Source organism: Acidimicrobiia bacterium, from assembly GCA_041676705.1.
Classification (GTDB): Bacteria; Actinomycetota; Acidimicrobiia; order Acidimicrobiales; family SKKL01; genus Actinomarinicola.
The window spans coordinates 1-19,402 of the sequence record JBAYRL010000018.1; the positions used below are offsets into that span (position 1 = coordinate 1).

General features: G+C 49.7%; 19 protein-coding genes. 10 read left to right on the forward strand and 9 right to left on the reverse strand.

All coding sequences use genetic code 11. The features are described 5' to 3' along the window. Together WC184_12875 and WC184_12880 are read left to right on the forward strand one after the other, a co-directional pair. The coding region (locus WC184_12875) for a hypothetical protein (protein ID MFA7478760.1) at window positions 1–1,257 on the forward strand (1,257 nt) is incomplete at its 5' end. Next, entirely contained in the window at window positions 1,203–2,462 is a 1,260-nt protein-coding gene (locus WC184_12880) for a M23 family metallopeptidase (GenBank protein ID MFA7478761.1), read from the forward strand. The genes WC184_12875 and WC184_12880, both read left to right, overlap by 55 nt. Window positions 2,463–2,934: 472 nt before the next feature. Here WC184_12880 and WC184_12885 read toward each other — a convergent pair whose 3' ends face one another. From WC184_12885 to WC184_12910, 6 genes are all read right to left on the reverse strand, one after another. Next, entirely contained in the window at window positions 2,935–3,348 is a 414-nt protein-coding gene (locus WC184_12885; protein ID MFA7478762.1) for a helix-turn-helix transcriptional regulator, read from the reverse strand. 334 nt (window positions 3,349–3,682) lie between these two features. Next, window positions 3,683–3,997 (reverse strand): hypothetical protein, encoded by a 315-nt coding sequence (locus tag WC184_12890; GenBank protein ID MFA7478763.1) that lies wholly within the window; start codon window positions 3,995–3,997, stop codon window positions 3,683–3,685. Window positions 3,998–4,094: 97 nt separating this feature from the next. After that, a complete protein-coding gene (locus WC184_12895) occupies window positions 4,095–4,325 on the reverse strand; it encodes a hypothetical protein (protein MFA7478764.1) in 231 nt (76 codons plus the stop codon). Between the two features lie 3 nt (window positions 4,326–4,328). Beyond that, a complete protein-coding gene (locus WC184_12900) occupies window positions 4,329–4,742 on the reverse strand; it encodes a hypothetical protein (protein MFA7478765.1) in 414 nt (137 codons plus the stop codon). Window positions 4,743–5,153: 411 nt separating this feature from the next. Then, window positions 5,154–7,958 (reverse strand): hypothetical protein, encoded by a 2,805-nt coding sequence (locus tag WC184_12905; protein MFA7478766.1) that lies wholly within the window; start codon window positions 7,956–7,958, stop codon window positions 5,154–5,156. 223 nt (window positions 7,959–8,181) lie between these two features. Continuing rightward, window positions 8,182–8,433, reverse strand: a complete 252-nt coding sequence (locus tag WC184_12910) for a hypothetical protein (GenBank protein MFA7478767.1) — start codon at window positions 8,431–8,433, stop codon at window positions 8,182–8,184. A gap of 174 nt (window positions 8,434–8,607) precedes the next feature. Here WC184_12910 and WC184_12915 point away from each other — a divergent pair, with 174 nt between their 5' ends. After that, the gene (locus tag WC184_12915) at window positions 8,608–8,916 is read left to right on the forward strand and encodes a hypothetical protein (GenBank protein MFA7478768.1); all 309 of its coding nucleotides are present in this window, start codon (window positions 8,608–8,610) and stop codon (window positions 8,914–8,916) included. A 113-nt stretch (window positions 8,917–9,029) separates the two neighbouring features. Here the strand turns inward: WC184_12915 and WC184_12920 are convergent, their stop codons facing one another. After that, a complete protein-coding gene (locus WC184_12920; GenBank protein ID MFA7478769.1) occupies window positions 9,030–10,091 on the reverse strand; it encodes a site-specific integrase in 1,062 nt (353 codons plus the stop codon). 68 nt (window positions 10,092–10,159) lie between these two features. On the opposite strand from WC184_12920, the gene WC184_12925 reads away from it, so the two are divergent. The 5 genes from WC184_12925 to WC184_12945 all read left to right on the forward strand — a co-directional run bounded on the left by WC184_12925 (window position 10,160) and on the right by WC184_12945 (window position 16,444). After that, window positions 10,160–11,119 (forward strand): nuclease-related domain-containing protein, encoded by a 960-nt coding sequence (locus WC184_12925; protein ID MFA7478770.1) that lies wholly within the window; start codon window positions 10,160–10,162, stop codon window positions 11,117–11,119. Between the two features lie 285 nt (window positions 11,120–11,404). Next, window positions 11,405–12,766, forward strand: coding sequence for a toprim domain-containing protein (locus WC184_12930; protein MFA7478771.1), 1,362 nt, complete (start codon window positions 11,405–11,407; stop codon window positions 12,764–12,766). 192 nt (window positions 12,767–12,958) lie between these two features. Further along, a complete protein-coding gene (locus WC184_12935; GenBank protein ID MFA7478772.1) occupies window positions 12,959–13,342 on the forward strand; it encodes a response regulator in 384 nt (127 codons plus the stop codon). Window positions 13,343–13,512: 170 nt separating this feature from the next. Then, the gene (locus WC184_12940) at window positions 13,513–14,379 is read left to right on the forward strand and encodes a Dam family site-specific DNA-(adenine-N6)-methyltransferase (GenBank protein MFA7478773.1); all 867 of its coding nucleotides are present in this window, start codon (window positions 13,513–13,515) and stop codon (window positions 14,377–14,379) included. Between the two features lie 175 nt (window positions 14,380–14,554). Further along, window positions 14,555–16,444 (forward strand): cell wall-binding repeat-containing protein, encoded by a 1,890-nt coding sequence (locus WC184_12945; protein ID MFA7478774.1) that lies wholly within the window; start codon window positions 14,555–14,557, stop codon window positions 16,442–16,444. A 236-nt stretch (window positions 16,445–16,680) separates the two neighbouring features. Here the strand turns inward: WC184_12945 and WC184_12950 are convergent, their stop codons facing one another. Beyond that, a complete protein-coding gene (locus WC184_12950; GenBank protein MFA7478775.1) occupies window positions 16,681–17,130 on the reverse strand; it encodes a hypothetical protein in 450 nt (149 codons plus the stop codon). Between the two features lie 268 nt (window positions 17,131–17,398). Between WC184_12950 and WC184_12955 the strand changes: the two genes are divergently transcribed. Both WC184_12955 and WC184_12960 read left to right on the forward strand, forming a co-directional pair. Next, window positions 17,399–17,911 (forward strand): hypothetical protein, encoded by a 513-nt coding sequence (locus tag WC184_12955; GenBank protein MFA7478776.1) that lies wholly within the window; start codon window positions 17,399–17,401, stop codon window positions 17,909–17,911. Window positions 17,912–18,065: 154 nt separating this feature from the next. After that, on the forward strand, window positions 18,066–18,743 hold the full coding sequence (locus WC184_12960; GenBank protein ID MFA7478777.1) for a VWA domain-containing protein: 678 nt from the start codon (window positions 18,066–18,068) through the stop codon (window positions 18,741–18,743). Between the two features lie 64 nt (window positions 18,744–18,807). On the opposite strand, the gene WC184_12965 is transcribed toward WC184_12960, so the two are convergent. Continuing rightward, a partial coding sequence (locus tag WC184_12965; GenBank protein ID MFA7478778.1) for a hypothetical protein occupies window positions 18,808–19,402 on the reverse strand: 595 nt, incomplete at its 5' end.

The window sequence follows — 19,402 nt, forward strand, 5'->3', positions numbered from 1 at the left end:
GTTTTAGTTTCCCACCCTGATTGGGACACTGTTTGTGCTGAGCTACGCAATGTGCAAAACAGAACTAAACCACCCCAAGGAATATCTAAAGCGGGGCTGGTAGGGGACCATAGGCTTTCGTCTAAGTTGTGGCGTCTGATCCGTTTCGGGGACCGTCACGGTCGTTACTATCATCGTGGAACCAGACGTGTTGATGGTTCAGCCTTAGTGATGGCGATAGCCAATATAGCTGTCAATGAGCAGGTACCGTCCCAGAAGCTTTGGTACTTGTTGTTAGATCCTAACAACCTAGGTGGGGCTTCTTTACAACGACGGCTAGCCCAGTATGGGGAACGTACCGCTCGACGCTGGTTTGAACGCACCTGGGCTAAAGCCCAACAGCCACCCACCGGCCAATGGGAAACCCGCCAAGACGCCCAGTTCGCTGTACAAGCTTGGATTGAAACAGTGTCGGGTTGGGTTCCTGGGGGTCGTCGCGGTTCAACCGACGTTGTTGTAGCGGCAGCTATTGGACGCCTCGCTAGCCGCTTCAATCAAACACAGTTACCCCTCTCAGTAAGAGTTTTAGCTGAAGAAGCAAACCTAGCTGTTGGGACAATCCGACGCTCTCTCAAAACCCTAGTTGAGGTTGGCTGGTTAAGTACTGTTCAAAAACCTTGGGGGGAACAAGCAACCCGCTACGAGCTGCTAATCCCTCTACAAGCCGTGACGCGCGTCAGTGACACAGGGTTATTCCCAGCTGGGGGGTGTGGGAGTGTGTCAAGTTCGCGTACCAAGGGTTTAGCATCAGATAAAACTATCCGTCTAAACCACGATGTTTGGACACCAGGGGGGTTTGGTAAAACCGCTTTAAGGGTTTTTGCTGCGGTGCGGGGAGCACCACATCGCACCAAAGAACTAGCGGCAGGTTTACAAACCCACCCAGCGACAATACGTCGAGCGCTTAGCCGACTAGAAGCGGGCGGTCTTGTCGAGTGCCGCGACGGGGTTTGGGTGTTGAGCCCGCTGGAACACGAAACCACCTTTGACACGGTTCTTGATGAGGTAGCCACCCAAAGGGGTGTCGCCGGTCGGAATCTTCGACGCCGGCACAACCATTTGGCCCAACGTTTTTCTTGGAAAACCTGGCTGTTTTTGAAACATCAACGATTTGTTGAACAACAGCTCGGGCCGACAATGGTGGCTGGCTACACACAGGAATCATGGGAACCTTTACCGCTACCGGAGCATATCCCGGATCTTATTTTAAGCAGCTGAAAACATGGTTAGGTATTGTCACAGCTTTAACCGTTTTTGTGGTTGGGACACCACCTAGCGTGGCTGACACCCCAAACGATCCACCAGTTTCTAGTATCCCAACCGTTGAGATCGCCACCACAAGTTCTAAAACGCTATCTGATTTAGAGTTTTTGGTACGCCACCAAAACAGCGACCATTCCACCGAAACCTATCTGGAACCTTTTATGGCGGACACCTTAGAACACGTCGCAGAACTTGAGGCGGCGTTTATAAGGTACGAAACCGCTATAGAACAAGTCGCAGCGTTGGAAATCTACTATGGGACTCTGCTGGATTCGAGAAACCGAACCGAAACCGAAATCCGCCAAGTTGAAACCCGTAAACAACAAGAAGCGATCGCTAGCTACATCAACAGTGGCGACACCACTAGCTATTCCACCTTCACCAACGATCACGGCCACACCGAAACCGTGCTGAAAGAAACAATGATCGGGGCGTTAGCACAAGGCGAACAAGCGTTACTACAAACACTGACCACATCACATCAAAGTTTGTTACGTAACTTGGTACAAACAGCGGCGCTCCACACCCAAACCAAAACCATTGCCGAAACCGCTGAAACAGATTTGGGACACGCCCGAGCAGCGCTAATACAGTCAATGGAAACCCTAGAAAAAGCTGACCAGATAGCCCAAGGTGGAAGCTGGGTTTTCCCTATCGATGGAGAACACCAGTTCCAATCAGATTACGGGTATGGACGCTCCGGGGGCCGGTCCCATAAAGGAAACGACCTCTTCGCTACCCGAGGCACCCCCGTTGTGGCTGTAACCGACGGGTTCATATCTGGCAAAGGCTACGGCGAACTTGGCGGTTGGAAACTCTTTGTGACCGATCATGGCGGGAACCGCTACTACTATGCCCACCTCGACAGTTTCGCACCCGGCATAGAAAACGGGACCAAAGTAGTTAGGGGACAGGTGTTAGGCCATGTAGGAGACACCGGCAACGCGAAAGGCACCCCACCGCATCTACATTTTGAGATCCGACCTGCTGGAACGTCAGAACCGATCGATCCGTACAACATTCTCAAAATAGCGTCAACCATTTGGTATGAAGGCCCGAGCGACACTCGTTTAGAAACCCAAAAAGTGTTGGCCACGGCCGAAACAGTCCTCCAAACAACCTCACAACCAGCCCCGACCGACACCTCAACAACCCCTTAACAGCCTCTAATCGGACACCTAGTTGCCACCAAGGTGCCTCCCAACGGCCTCTTAAACGATGCCCGGTTACACAACCACCACAACAACCCCTAAAACAACCGTTGACAGCTTCGGCTGGCCAAGAGTTAAGGGGCACCCCCAAGTGTTGCTAACACCAAAGAGAAAACACCGCTGCTGGTGCTATGGCCCGCCCCTGAAAGCAACGTTAGGCGCACCAACCACCACCTCTTTGTCTGTGACTACCCCCAACGGCCCCGTCACCACATCCTTGCTCAACTCTGACAACCCCAACAACCTGGGGAAAAGCCCCCGTTTGGTGTCAGCTGGTTGGTGGGACCCCCTAATAAAACCACACTGATAACAGCACAAAGCTGGTTAACACCAGGCTGTAACCCGAATCCCCTTTTAGTGATACACCAACACGTTGGTGTGTCCTACAACATTTGTGGGTGGGGAAGGGTTGACCACTGGTTTAATGATCTGTTCCGGTTTTTATCGTAACGTTAACACCGTTTTCGGTTTCAGATAACGCTACCGCTATCCCGACTGCTTGTCGGTGCATCGATGCCGGTATTTCTAGCCGAGCGGCCCTGGTGTCATGTTCCCAATATTCCCGATCAGTGAGATAGGTACGTACCGTGATGGTAGGGGAGTTGAGCTTCCCAGAAGCGTTTTCAAGATTATCGACAGTTTCGTCAATGATTTCCACGAACACATCGGTGAGGTCTTGAAGTAACGTTCGTATCGAAACTGGATCTTTTGGGACGTGACGCCCAGATTCCCAACCCGAAAACACCTCTTCAGTAACACCGAGGCGTAAAGCCAGTTCGTGTTGTGAAAGGCCTAGCGTTTCACGTCTAATTTTAAGCTCGGCTGGTAGTATCACTGGTTCTTATAGTGTTTTTTACCCAAGCTACGATCTCATCAACTGAAACCCAAGGCGTATATGAAACAGTTGCGACGCACAAGTTGCTACGATCAAGGTTCACAGTTTGGGTAGCGCCTTGGGTTTTAACGGTAACCCGATGGGAAAACTCGTCGTTAGTGATCACATCCGCTGACCAGCCTTGGTTGTTGCCCCTCTTGTTACAAACCATGATTTTCAACGGTATACCCCTTTGTTATTACACTAAAACAACTTTCACAACATTCCACAACAACCAGGTGGGTGATAATGGGTTGGATGCTAGTTTAACACGACACATCTGAAACTAGTAGAGCTAGGGGTCTTTATGTTTGTCTGATTGGGCCCAACTATGTAGATAGACGCTAAGGCCTTCGCTTTCCCAGCTCGGCACAATAGACGTTCTTCTAGGTAACTCCGAGTTGGTCATTATCCGCAAAACAGCAGCGTGTGCCAGAATATTGGTACCTTCATACGATTTGTGAGGGTACACATGTACCACAGTACCCCACAGATCCCAAGATACCTGAGTTATAGCAGTAACTATTTCACAACCCAGCTCGGCTTCTAACAGATCGATAACTTTACCGGCCCGGCTAACACCGCTCAACAGTTCTTCAGCTACTGTCACAACCTATTCTCCTTACAATACCTTTGGTGTTACCACCTGTAGCTAAGCTAACGTGCTGTACGACCACAACCAGGTACCTAAAAACGTTGCGAAGTGTTTAGGTTTCTTCCCAATCTTCAACAAAAATGTTGTCGTAATCCACAGTAATATAAAGCCCACCGTCTTCATACAACTGCACTTGTTTAGCTAGATCATCCCCATAGGTTTCAACTACCCCTGCGGTTTCGAACTCTTCACGAGCAGGGGCAATAAACCATCCCCGAATAGTAAGGCCATCAACCCGTACCATAACTTTAGTGCTGTACGGGGTGTCACTGTTAGCGTTCATTTTTTAATCTTCCCAATCTTCAACAAAAATGTATTTGTAACGCCAGTTCTGTTTTGGTTCTTGGCCCCATCCCCAGCTACCTTCTCCAGGTTTGATAAGCCCAACCTCATCAGGGTTGTTTAGATCTGGACAAAGAAACCAGCCAGGTATCCCCCCACGTTTTTCCTCATCATCAGGGTCTCGTACCACAACTTTGGTTCCCCAAGGTGTGTCCCGGTTAGCGGTTTCACTAATACACGAATCTTGCCAGGCCACCACATGGGCAGCTAGCTCCAGCTGCAACGCTGCGGTGTGTATACCACAATCAGCGTTTAGTTGGGCTGCTTCTTTATGGACGCTAGCTGGTGAAGCCCACTTAGCGTTTTCTACCCATTCCAGCGGGAACCCAAAATATACCAGTTCGGTTTCGTTACCCATAACATACACCCTCCCAATTTTTTTGAGCTGCTGAATACAGATACAGTATCCAGGCGGTTACTGCTAGGTTACAGTAACATTGTGCCTGTTTTTAAAAGAACACCACAGGATCACAACGCAACATCGACCACTATCTCTAACAATCCTTAGCACACACTGCACCCCTTGGAACAGGGGTTCCGCCCGACACACGTTTTCCAAGTCACTCTAGTGGTTCAACGTTTTCCCACACGACCATAACAACCTGGTTGTAGCGACACACATGAGTATCCCCGGTTTCAATATTTTGGAACACCCCAACAGTTTCAGGGTGGTCATAGTCAGGTCCGACAAACCCCCAAAACCCTTGATGTTTCCCTGGTGGTACAACTAGTGTACCCCACCCGGTGTTTTGGTGTGGATGGGCAGGTTTCACCGGTTTAAACCCGGTGGAGGCGGCGGTGGCGGTGGTGGTGGTGGGGGAGGGGTTGTTGGTTGTAGCCCGGTTTTGTTGTTGTTAGAACGTTGATAGTAGCTAGCTAAACGTTTAGCGGCGCTGATCCGGCGTTGTGCTTTATGTTCAGCGGTTCGCAGTACAGCATAGGCTTGTTCTAAAACCTGTTCCGCTTCGGCGAGAGGTACCATGTTTAACGCACCTTCAGCGGGGATCGACGCCAGTTTGGTGTTGGCCTCATCTAACACGTTTTGGGCTTCTGCTACGGTTTCGGTGGCCGCTGTTTTTGCGTCTTCAACGATTTGGGCTGCTTCTAGAGTTGCTGAAGTTTTAAGTTCTGCTAAAGACGACTGTTGTGCTTCTAGTTCAGCGATCTCGCTTTGGATCATGTCTCGTTGGGTTTGTAACGCCAAAATCTGGTTTTCTACTTCGTAACGATCTTCGATCACCCCAGCAGTGATAGCGCTATGAGCATCTTTTTCTGACGTTGCTGTGGCTATCTCAACAACAAGTTTTTCTTGTTCGTTGCGTAGCTCACCTAGATGTTGTTCTAGCGTGTCGAAATCGGTTTTTGTTTGTGTGATTTTGGTTTCCAGATCGGTGAAATCTGTGACACGTTTTTCTTGTTCCGTTTTAACTTCCCGCAGCTCTGTTTTTGCGGTGTCCAAATTTTGGACAGTTGAAGCCAACATGGCGGATGTGTTATCAAGTTTGGTTTGTAGTTCTTCTAGCGAGGCTTGGGACGAGCTGACTTGTTTGTTTAGTTCTTCTAGCCGTTGGGTGGCTGCTTCATATTCACCTTCTAACGCTGCGAGGTCGTTACGTGTTTGTGAAGCTTTGCGTTGGGTGAGCTCTGCAACGTTTCTAGCGTCGCTAATCGTTGCTTTTAGGTTGTTACGTTCTCTTTTAACCGCTTCTGTTTCACGAACAGTGTGGTCTAAATCTACCTTTGCGGACGCTAAACGCGAAGCTGTGTTACTTAACGTTTCTAAACGCTGCTTGTGTAGGGTATCTAAACGTTCTAAAGCTTGTGTCAATGTTTCTAGTTTGTGGTTCAAACCACCAACTTTTAGCTCTAAAACACGGCGTTCTTGTTTTTTGTTTTCAACAACTGTTTCAAGGGTTTCTAGTTCTTTTTCCAGTTCACCTGTTTGGGCAGCGACAAGCTGTACCCGGTTTTCTGCGGTGGTAGCCTGGTTTAAAAGCTGGTCGGTGTTCTCCAAAACGGTTTCATAGTTTTGTTGAGCGTCAACCAATTTACGCAGTGTAGCAGCGTTTCTTTTTTCGGTGTCGGCTAAAGTTGTTTGAGCAGCTTCTAATTGTTGATGTAACGTTTCTGTTTGGGTGGTAAGAACCGTTTTGTTGTTTTCAAGGGTCTCTACAGCCCGTTCAAGTTCAGCACGGGTTTCGTTTTGAGAAGCTAGCAACGCGGTGTTGTAGTTTATTTTGTTTTCTAAAGCTTCTTGTTTGTTTTGATGGGTTTCGGTTTCTAGTTTCAGTTCTTCTAACGCGTATTGTGTAGTGACACGTTCGTTTTCAATCGCAGCGATCTCTTCACGTAGTTCCCCAATTTGTGTTTGAAGTTCTAAAACCTGTTCAGCTGACACTTCGCTACTAACTTCGGGGCCGGTTATGTAACCGCCAACATCTTCACTAGCCCCCAATCCAAACCCATCTGCAACATCCACAGAAACCACCACTGTGTCACCAGGTGCCACAACGGTTACGTCCGGGGTGTTCCCATTAAAGAAAGACGCGTCGGTGTTTGGTGGGGTGTCCGTAGCAGTAGTGTTAGATGGTTCCGGTGGTGTTTCTGTAGCTACAGCACTTTCCCCGAACGTTTCGATTGGGTCCCAAGGCTGCATGTCCCACTCAGTAACCGACCCGAACGTACCAAAACCAGGCTCGGTGACCACCTCATCAAAGCTAGCTACCGCATCAATGGTTGAGGTTTCATTAACATTTGGTGGGCCCAACGGCAGGTCAAGTGGTGCTGTGATGTCAGTTTCGATCGGGGCACCGTCCAACCAGTGACCTAAACTATCGGTACCCTCGTCGCCGGGTTCCACATTAAAATCGGCAGGCGAAGGTGGTTCTGGCGGGTTCGGCTTGTCCACAACGCCAGTGTCGTTCGGTTCTGACCCCTCTTCTAGTAGGGGAGGGGCTGTTGGGGTTTCTGGTAGGGCAACAATGTCGGATGCTGTTGCGGGTTTTAGGGTTACTACCCCACGTTTACCACCGGCGACGATTTGTTCCCACCAGGTTTCAACTGTGCCGGTAGGGTTGTCAGGGTCTGCTACCAAAATGGTAGGCACAGCCCGGTAGGTCGCGAGTTTTTGTTCTAAATCTATAAGCCCGTTGCGGTACCAATCCATAATCTGGGGGTTAGTTGTTGTAGCAGGTGACACGGAAAGGGTTACCGAAGCGCCGCCAGCAAAAAACTCTTTAAGCTGCGACAGTACTTCTACTTGTTTGGTGAGCTGGTCTGACAGTGCTGACAAGTCCCCAGAAGCAACCGTTACCGTATCAATGTCAAACGGTGCTACAACTAGCACCGCGTCGAACTCTAGTAAGTTTTGTGTCAAAGCTGTTTTGTAGTCAGAGCTCAACGAACCAACATAGCTACCAACTAGCGACGCGGCTTTGTCGTCTTCGATAGCCTCCCAAGACACACCCCACAGTTTTTGGCCTTGACGGGCTTGAGCAACAGCTTGCCCAACCGGGGTTTCTAAACCTACAACAAAAACAGTGCCCCAATGTGACGGGTTTAGATTACTAAGCATGGTTTTAACAGTGCGAGCCGTTTTCTAAACGGCACACAACTACCAAAACACCCCAAACCACCCAATCTCAACAGCCACAACCATCTAGCTGGGACACCAAAACCGGTGGTAGTGTCGGGGGTTATCACCCCCAAACCGTTAGGTACAGGTAGGTTTCTAGCTAAAACAGCTTTGAAACAAATCCCTATAGAAAACGGTTTTTTGGGGGTTTGGTAAAAGTTTTTTATGAAACGGCCGCTAAAGCAGGGTCGTTCACGATCTCTATCCGCAAGTTCCCTACCCACCCACGGTACATGTGATTGGTTGGGATCTCTGGCTGTTGTTCCAAAAACGTGGCGGCCTGATCAATCTGGGCACGTTTACCACTGTCATTACCAACGTCCATTGCTAGAAGCATTTCTAAAGCCGCTGTTTTTGCTTGTTCCCAATCTGGTCCCACAAAAATGTTATGACCACCAAAACTGACTTCAAACACTATGTCTCCTTGGGTTCAACAGGTTCACACCCGTGTCGGAACGACGCTATGTTGCCATGACCACTAACCGTGTCAGCAGCTCAACGAACCACAACCAACCAAAAAAAACATCCGACCACTACCCGCCGTGTTTGGAATAACACTCCAAGCGTCGAAGGTGCCTGACACCAGGTTGTGATCTACACAACCAAAAACAAAGGAGCAACAATGGCTGTAATCGATTTTGCGGTAGGCGACCTCTATAACACCGAGAATGGTCGGGTTATCGTGTTCGAAACGGGCAACGGCCCGGTTGTCGAACACGAGGGGCAAACACGCCCCGTACTATGGGCTGAAGTGACAGGCGCCCACAAAGGGGTTCGTCGCCCCAAAAAAACCGACAACCAACCACAGCGGTTTTTGTCGGTATGCTTCCCAGATGGGAAGTTTATGGATACCCGGATTACCGGGCAGTCCCGGATAGCGAAAGCTATCCAAATCTAAAAAAAATTAACAAGATCTAAAAAAACACAGTCCTTTAACCCCATGACACTCTAAAGGACTGTGTTTTTACGTTAACCACAGCCCTGTTTCTAGCTGGTAAAGAAGCGGTCGGGTTACAGCCAGGCAGCGTCGTAAAGACCTTCTACCAGCTGGGAACCTACCATTTTCATGTAGATAGCGGTGGTGCGAGGATCGTTGTGACCCATCAACGCTGACAAAACAGGGACTTTAACACCACGGGTAGCTAACTCGACCCCATAATAATGCCGGAACGCGTGGGCGCACGCCCCGTCTTTAGCGCTCACCCCAGCATCGTTTAACACTCTTCGTAACAAGCGGTCTAGGAACGGGCCGTTCATAGGGGAACCGTCATTACGCACAAAAAGGGGTGACGTTTTCCCTAGCTGGGACCCGAAACGTCCTTGGCGTTCTTCCACATATGTTTCGATAGCGGTTTGGGTTCGTTTAGGGAGGGGCACTAAACGAGGTTTGGAACCTTTCGAACCGTATATTATTCGCACTAGAGGATGATGTTGTGAATAGTCAAGGTTTGTTGCCCGTAGCATACACACTTCACGGGCCCGTAAACCACAATCAGCTAAAACACGTACGATAGCGACATCACGGGCAGGCCAACCAACCCTAGACACCGATGTTGGTTGGGCTGCGTGTAACACCGCAGCTTCTACTTCTTCAAAACTAAAAGCGTGGGTCACATAGGTACGGTCGGTTACGAACCGGGGGGTGTTCAACAACTCAGGTACTGTAGGATCGATTTTTAGATGACCTTCGAAATGAAGAGTTTTACAAAACCCACGCAACGTGGTTAGACAACGCCGCAACGTAGCAGGTTTGCGTGACATCCCAATGATCCGCAAAGCTTCCCTTAACAGGTCTGGGGAAGCTAGTTCTTCTAATGACACATGCCCTAAATCCTGGTTAAGGTCATAGCTGTAGCGCTGTTCTAAAACGGTCGTGTCACCAGTTTTTATAGCGTTGATAGCTTGTCCCCACAACGCTAAATCCGATTTTCGTGCTGCTAAGACCCGCCCAGGGTTAGACGCTGCGGAGAACTCTACAGAACGAACCAGCCAGCTTTGCGCTAACCGCAGCACTAACGGTTCGGGTTTTGACGGTTCAATAGTGTTACCACAAGGTTTTTTTGGGGGGTTCATAACTGTAACTATCACACAACGCTTTTTGGGGGTGTGGACAGAACCGTAGCCCTAGACACACTCAAAACATGCTGTTAAACAAATTTTTTAGATTCTTTGATTTTTCCCTTTGGAGCATCAACCAACTACTAGTAGGCCTAATAGTAGCAGTCCCTCTCTCCTATGTGTTGATGTATTGGTGGCCTGCCGTTTTGTTTCTGGCGTATTTGCCAAGCCTGGTTTGGTTGGTGATGTCGTGGAAGGTTCAACACCAACCACACCGCTACTATGTGCCTAGTTTCAAAAAACTGTTACGACAATCAAAACACCGTATATATGGGGTTCCGGGGATGTACGCCCACCAAATCGTACGCCAAAACACACGCACACTTACCCGTGTCGCTCTGGGCTTGTCATGTAGTGCGATAGCAGCTCTAGCTGGTATGCGATGGCGAGAGTTTCAACTAACCCCTACCTGGATGATAGTTTTTGGTGTAGCGACCCTCATCGGAATGGTCGCAGCAGTGACCTACCCTGCGCCATGGTTCCAAAACATTGGCAAAGCCCAAGCTGGGATCCGTCACGAACATTTAACACTCACAATGCTTGTTAAACACCCCCAGGTTGAAGCTGTAGTGTGCGGCTGGCAACCACCCGGCGGGGTTGAAGATGTTGACGCTATCGTACTAAACCGCAACGGGTCACTAACCACAGTCGAAACAAAATCGGGACAAGGGCCCATACAATGGCGTAACAACCAGCTTATGGTCGGCAAAAAACCGGTTTATGGTACCCCAACCCAACAAGCGTCACGTACCACCAAAAAACTTTCACAATGGTTAAACCTCCCCGTAGTTCCAGTGGTGTGTTACCCAAGAGCCACAGGAATCATACGAGACCCCAACACAGGGGTATGGGTCATAGGAAAAGACCAGTTCCAAAACTTTGTAGGTTCTGTCGCAGCGACCGTACATCCCGAAGCGCAACAAACCCTAACAAAACTGTTAAACCAGACCCCTACACAAACCCCCCACAAACTTTCTCGTTAAACACTGCCCGTGTTTAACACAACACTAGTTAAAGGGTTGTGTTATCTGCCCTCATAACACCAATGCGTTGTAACGTCACCCCAACCCAAACTAAATTTAACAGCTTGGCTAATCCGTTTAGGTAGCACCACAAACAACATAAGGTCACCCGATCGTGGTGGTTGAAACTGTTTTCGTGTGGGTGGGGTTTGTTGTTTCAACGAGTTGTAGGACCTTTGTTGTGTTGTTGAATCTTTGGGCCTTGCCCCGAACAGTAGGGGCACAACAACAGGTAAAGGAGGACTCGTGGCAACACAACGTGGCGCTGTGGGCCACCCCCAACAAAAAAACAGGGCACCCCGTAAACCCGGCAGAACAGTTTCTAACCGGTTCCGTAAAGGACGCCCCACAAACTATAAACAAACCACAAACCGAGAAGAACCTAGCATTAAAGACGTCCTAAATTTTATTGACCGTCAACGGTTCGAAGAACGGAACATCACCGAAGCGGACGTTCAAAACGCTAAAGGTGCGTGGGAACAAGCTTTTTCAGCAGCTGGTCTTATCGGCCCTGAAGGGCTGGTTTGTCCTAGTTGTGGTAAAGGACGCCGCAAAAAAGTTGTTTTTAACCCGGAACGGGCCAGCTGGTACTGTTACCGGTGTTCAAGCGGTGGTGACACGATTGGTGTTGTGATGGACAAACTGTCTCTCACATTCCCAGAAGCGGTCGCAATGCTAGTAGGTAAAAACTTGGCGCCAGTCGTCAAAGAAATACCTAAAAGTTTCAAAGCTTCCGATGTGATCACCCAAACCCGCCAGTCAAATGTGGATTATCATGTTTATACTGCGGTGCTTAACTCGCAGCATGTGTCGTTACAACAAGCCCAAACGTTTTACGCGACGTGGCATATCAGCCCCGAAATAGTAGAAGAACAACAAGCCCGTGTTGTTACCAACCCTGATGGGCTTCTTGAAGAACTTCTAACTATTTTTGGGGAACAACGCCTCATTGATGCTGGGATCGGTATCGAAGCGGGAACCTGGCCAAACGGCACCCCCCGCCCTTTTCGGCTGTTGTTAAACCACAACTACCCTGTGATCGAACCCCAAATCGGGCCTTCTGGCAAGGTCCTTAACTTACAGTTCCGAGGGTCAGTTGAAACACGCCGTAAAGTAGCAGCCCACAAAGCAGGCAACGGGCCATATGTGCCAGCATTTTTGTCGTTAGCTGGGCAAAGCGAACACCACAAAATCGGGTGTGGGTTAGAACCAATCAGCAAACTCACCAAACCAACCACAATCTATATTGTGGAAGGTTTCAAAGACCTTCTAGCGGCACGCACGCTAGGAGCACAAGCCTACGCTTTACCAGGAGCTGGTATGAAACCACCCCTCAAAGTGATAGACCTGTTCAAAACCGGGGGACATAAACTCCTCCTCAGTTTTGACGGTGACGACGCTGGCCAACAAGGGCAACAAAAACTAGCCGCATATCTGGCAGAAAATGGTTACCCTAACCAACCCGACGGGTCACCCCATAAACTCATCAAAATCAAAAACGACATGCCAAGCGGTTTCGATGTTACCGACCTGTTAGTTAAACAACACGCTACAGCGGGCTGTGAATGTAAAACTTGCCAAACAATGTTGACGGCAACCACCAGCTGACCCGCTAAACCCTGTATGTACCCCCAAAACCTAAGCCAGGTTTGGGGGTACAGTCATGTAGCGGTGTTTCGCTGCAAAGACACACCCAACACAACCATACCCCCAAAATTTTGGTGGGAAACAGGTCCGACACTACCAACCACAACCCACCCCGCAACTTAGCCCTAAAAGTTTTGTGTTGAAAGTTTTTTGATGCCCACAATCCTCGTTGTTGACGACAGTTACGCAGCACAAACCGTGATCGCTAAACACATCTCCAACATTTTACCCGACCACCAAATCATCAAAACAAACTCCGCCCCCAAAGCCTACCAGCTCATCACCACCCAACACCCTATTTTAGTGGTCTCAGATTGGAACATGCCAGGTTGGGACGGGTTATGGCTCCTAAACAAGTTACGAACCAACAACAACCAGGTCCCGTTCGGGTTTATTTCTTCCACCGCTACCCCCGAGTTTATAGCTGAAACAAAAGCCGCTGGCGCTCTTTTTCATCTACCAAAACCGTTCTCCACAAAACAACTTGAACAGGTTTTACAACCCTACAAAACCCCGACCACCAACACAGAACACTAAAGGCTTAACACCCCTAACAACACTCAACAACCACCACCTGAGGCTTAACACCCCCGACTCTCGGCGGTCACCACTAAGCGGATGAACCGCACCAACCAAACCTGTTAGCTGCTACACCACATCTCAGGGACCTCGGCGACAACAAACCGTTTTTTGGGACGGTTCTACCAGTGAATGTCCCTGCCCCGTTTTTGCGGTGGGCTGGTGGGAAACGCCAACTTTTACCGTCGTTAACCGCAGCGCTACCAAAAACGTTTGATTTAACTAAAAACCGTTTCTATGAACCTTTCATCGGTGGGGGAGCGTTCTATTTTTCTTTAGCGCAACACCCAAGCGCTACCAAACTAAAACCAAACGTTAAACGGCTCGTTATTAACGACACAAACCCAGATCTCATAGTCACCTATCAAACCATCAAAAACAATGTGGGGCAACTGCTTGAAACGTTAGGGGAACTTGGTAGTCACATTTCAGAAACCGACTATTACACGATACGAGACCAGAACCCTACCGACCCGGTAGAGGTCGCAGCCCGATTCATTTATCTGAACCGGTTATCGTTCAACGGTCTTTGGAGGGTTAACCGTTCTGGTCGTTACAACGTCCCCTACGGAAAACTGAAAAACCCGACGCTAGCCCAACCGCAAATGTTGAAAGCCTGTTCAACATGGTTAGCACACACCGACATCCGACACGGTTCCTATATCACAGCGTTACATGACGTTAAACCTGGCGATGTGGTTTATCTAGATCCCCCTTATATACCAATAACTAAAACATCAAACTTTACAGGTTACAACAAAGACGGTTTCAACGTTTTTGACCAGTGGGGCCTAGCCGGTGTTATCGAAGGGCTCAACGCTAACGGTGTGTATGTCATCCTTTCCAACTCGAACACCCCCGAAACCCACAACATTTTTGGGCGGGTGTTACATCTAGAACCGGTCACCGCCAGACGATCTGTTGGCGCTACCAAAAACACCCGCAAAACCGTGTCTGAAATAATTGGGACACCCCACAACCCCACAGCTTTATAACACAAGTAAAACCCAACCCAAAACCGTGCGATAACTGTGGGTCTCACAATGTTGCTAGCTGGTGGACATTTGTAAAACAGCGTGGACGGTAACAACAAGTAACAAACCAGGTAACAGTTTCACAAACCTCCTGGACGTTACGTGTTTTGTTCCGTCACACCAGGTGGTTTTGTACATGTCCCCAACAGGTTTTCATCCCACGGCCCGTGCTGTTACGATCGTAACAGCACTAGTAGCAGCGCTGCTTGGGGTGATAACAACACCCGCTGTAGCAGCACCCGTCACAGGCCAAGTAGTAACAATCGGTGCTGTCCCCCCAGGGGCTGTTCTTTCAGCAGGTGCCGCCGCAGGAAACCCCGCAACCCACATCGCTGGGGTTGACCGCTACGAAACTTCAGCCAAACTTTCAGCCCACACCTTCTCTAGAGGCGTACCAGTAGCATATGTTGCTACCGGCACAAACTTTCCTGATGCTTTAGCCGCATCCGCAGCCGCTGGGGCCCATAAAGGCCCCGTACTGTTAACTAACCCCCAATCCCTTCCCCCAAGTGTTTCTACAGAACTGAAACGCCTCGCACCAAACAAAGTAGTTGTTGTTGGAGGAGCAGACGCGGTATCTGATCAGGTGATGAACAGTATCCGTAACCTTGGTGTTAAAAACGTTGTACGAATCGGGGGACCAACCCGCTACGAAACAGCCAACATGATCGCCACCGAAGCGTTCCCCACCGGAGCTAACACCGTATATATCGCTACGGGCACAAACTTTCCTGATGCTTTAGCCGGAGGGGCAGTAGCAGCCCAAAAAGCTGGTCCGGTGCTTCTAAGCGAACCTAACAAACTACCCGCCCACACAATCACCGAAATCAGGCGTTTAGCGCCCCGCAACATCGTTATCCTCGGTTCAAGCAACGCTATAAGCGCATCGGTGGAACGCCAAATCCGTAACCTAGGAACCTCGATCGTGACCCGTATCGGGGGACCAACCCGGTATGAAACCGCAGCGATGACCGCCGCGACCGCCGGGCCAAACAACCAAGTTTTTGTTGCTACTGGAGCTAACTGGCCAGACGCTGTTGTAGCGGCCGCCGCCGCAGGTTCTGTAGGTGCCCCAGTCGTGTTAGCCGGCCCTGATAAACTACCTGAGGTTTCCGCACGTCAAATAGCGAACACTATTGGGCGTGGCACTAATGTGCGTACCGTACAGTACATTGTGAGCCCCCACCCCGACGATGAAGGTTCTACCTGGTCGTTATGGTACCAAAACCCAAACATCTACCCGGTGTTTATAATTATGACCCACGGTGAAGCTACCAGCATGTGTGACGGTAAAGGCTATGAAGCTGGCACCGGGGAACGTAAACCTTCCCCAGATGGTTTTTGGGGTAAAGGAACCCCTCAATGTGAAGCGCAACGAATCGATTCGTGGAACTGGTTCCTAAACCAAACCGCACCTGGAACGGTACCTCCCGCACAAACCGTCACCGGGGTAGCAACCCCACTAGCAAACGTCACCCCATCCCGCCCTAAAAACGGGGTGCGGGTCCTAGCCAACACTTTCCAAATGGCTATTGGTGAAGACCACGCCAGGTTCGTGTTCGATTTTGGTGATGGGGATGTCACCCCTGAAGAAGTAACCTGGGCCATCCAAAACGTTCGACGTTACGCCCACCGGTTCGGCCCAGTAGTTGAAAACACCGCGGTATCAGGCTATTTCAACGACCATAATCACACCGACTACTACTATGTACATAAAGACCACAGCGCAGTGTTTAACGCCCTGTACAACATCAACCAGCAGCTCCCAGGGGCTCAACACGCCCCCATCTCAGGACGTGACCCCCGTGCCGCTCTACGAGCAGAGCTAACACACAACCAATATTGCACCCTGATGTGTGTTGGAAACAATCAGATAGTTACCAACCCTGCCACCAATTTGGGGTTACGACGCACAGGTTTATTTCAACAAGCCTACGGATGGTTAGACCCAGGTTATTGGCCCGCCGGTGAAACAGGTATCCGCGGAGGTTTCAGCCGTGTCCAGTTTTTCACCTCCCGGTTTTAAAACTCGGCCTTGACACTATAAAACCATATCAAAACCACCGGACGCTAAACATCGTTTAGTAGCAGTGGTTTTGGTTAGAACGCACAGCCCTCTCTGACCCCCAACCCACCCAACCCAGAGAGGGTTGTGTGCTTCCTACCCACATCTCGAAACACAAAAAGAAGGGACCCTACAAAATTGTAGGATCCCCTTTTTTTGTTCAACAGCTAAAACAACTAGCAACAACCTTTTAGGTGCTAGTTGTCGCTAACGTCAACCCATTCAATCAAATTGTTGATAATCCAGCGGGTTAACGCCAACTCGGCATCTTTCCAACTCCGATCAGCTTGGCGGTAACCATCTTTTGAATCAATCCACGCTTTGATCTCTTCAACAGAGTCCAGCTCTGGCGGTACCCACCTACCAACGGTGGCGATAGCCTGTTCAACCCAAGCCACATACTGTTGCTCAGTAGCGAACCACTCGTCCCAAAACCCGTCACGGTCATAATGGGCGATATGCCCATAAAGATATTGATACAAAGTGTGATACACCGGTTGGGTAAAGTTTTCGTAGGTAGGTTGCAACAAAAACTCGGCAACTTGGCGAACACCACGACTTTTGTCTTGGGCAGTAGCCCACGGTGTCGCTATAAACAACTCTGGCGCGAAATCTTGTGGTTTGAACAACGTTTTTTTAGTGCTCATCTGTCGCCCCTTTTAGGCTCATTTGTTTAGTGTAGCAGAACACCACCAAAGCAATCTTTGACGATCCATAACCTGCTTTGTTACACCTTCAGCGCCACCAAAGACCACCCAAACCCCTACACCTATACAGAACAACACACAACGAACAGGCCACAACCCAACCCCTACACACATGTTTTAACACTCTAAAACACGGTTTTAACCCGCAGCTTTAGAGGCGGGGTAGCGTTGGTAGCTAACCCACACAAACACCACACTGTGTAAAACTATGAACCCTACACGCCGCAAACAACTCCTCTTTGGTGTTATGGCAGCCATGATGGTTTTCAGTGTCCTTTCCCCAATCATCACCAATTTGGGCGACACAAACACACCTAGTAACACCCAGGAACCTCAATCAGCTCAAGACAGTTTCACTACCCAATTAGTTGTCACTAGAACCGATCTGGACGAGGTGTCTTGGGTGGCGTGCGACAACGAACCTTTAGCTGTTGGGCGACTCGAAACAGTAGCAGCCGCTGCTTGTCTTGAAATCACCACCAACCCGGACCTTTTCAAACCGGATAACCCTAACCAGTTATGTAACGATATTTATGGGGGACCCGCAACCGCGGTTGTTACCGGCACGATCAACAACACCGAAGTCAACAAAGTTTTTAACCGTATCAACAGCTGTAAAATAGGTGAATGGGACCAACTAGCAACGTTGCTAAGCAACCCAACAACACCACCGCCAGTTCCCCAACCTGAAACCGAACCTGCACAATCATCTACCCCGTAAACACAACACCTAACACTAACCTTCATAGGTGGTTCTCACCGGGTAGTTTCACACCGTTTTACCCGACGGTTAGGACCAAACCGTTACTCTATGGTGTGTTATGTCCGGTTTGGGGGTGGGGTTGGGCCGATGCTGGGCACAGAAAGGTGTTGTGATGTCTAACGAGTTCGACGATTTTAGTTTCGCTGAAAACCCTGATCCGCGTTGCCCAGTAGTGCTTGTGTTAGACGTTTCTGACTCGATGGGCCAAAAATGGGACAACGAAAACCAAACCCCTATCGATGCTTTAAACGAAGGGCTTGACCTGTTTGTAACCCAGCTCGCTAAAGACGACCTAGCTCGCCGTAGGGTAGAAGTTGCTGTGGTAACTTTCGGGTCGACTGTCACGGTTGAAACCGGTTTTGAAACCGTCACAAATCTAGCAATCCCGGTTTTAGAAACACGAGGGTTAACTAGCTTGGGTGAAGCTGTTGAAACCGCTGTCGAACTGATCGAGACCCGTAAACAAACCTACCGTGATAACGGTATCGCCTACTACCGACCTTGGGTGGTGTTAGTTACTGATGGGGCTGCTACCGACTCGATCACTACCGCAACGTCGCTGATCAGCGAAGCTGAAACACACAAGAAACTAGCTTTTTTTGTGGTTGGTGTTGAAGGCGCCGATTTTGAAATGTTAAACCAGCTCTCAACCCGCCAACCTCTAAAACTTGACGGCCTCAAATTTTCGGAGCTTTTCATGTGGCTTTCCACCTCTCAAACACGGGTTTCAAGCTCAACCCCAGGTGACACGATAGACCTGCCAAGCCCGACCGGCTGGGCCGCTCTGTAAACCCCACACCAACCTCTGTAACCGCCCCACGCTAATAGTGAGGACGGCTACAGGTTCTGTCACGTTAAGGTTCCACCACTTTGACAGGGGTGGTCTGGTTGGCGGTGGTTCCATTTCCTAACTGACCATCGTAATTATAACCCCAGCAGTACGCGTCACCATCCGTGGTCAGCGCACACGAGTGATTTCCACCTGCGGAGATAGACTCGTAACTGTGACCATCCAAGACTTTCACAGGTGCGTTCTGGTTGGTGATGTTCCCGTTCCCCAACTGACCACTAGTACCAGATCCCCAGCAGTAGGCGTCACCGGCTGTGGTTATCCCACATGTGTGACCCAGGCCAGCGGTGACTGTTCGGAAGTTGTGGTTACCTGCCACTTTCACAGGTGCGTTCTGGTTGGTGATGTTCCCGTTCCCCAACTGACCACTAGTACCAGATCCCCAGCAGTAGGCGTCACCGGCTGTGGTTATCCCACAGGTGTGACCCAGGCCAGCGGTGACTGTTCGGAAGTTGTGGTTACCTGCCACTTTCACAGGTGCGTTCTGGGCGGTTGTGTTCCTATTCCCTAACTGGCCATAACCGTTGTACCCCCAGCAGTAGGCGTCACCAGCTGTAGTTACCCCACACGAGTGGTTGGCGCCTGCAGCGATTGACACA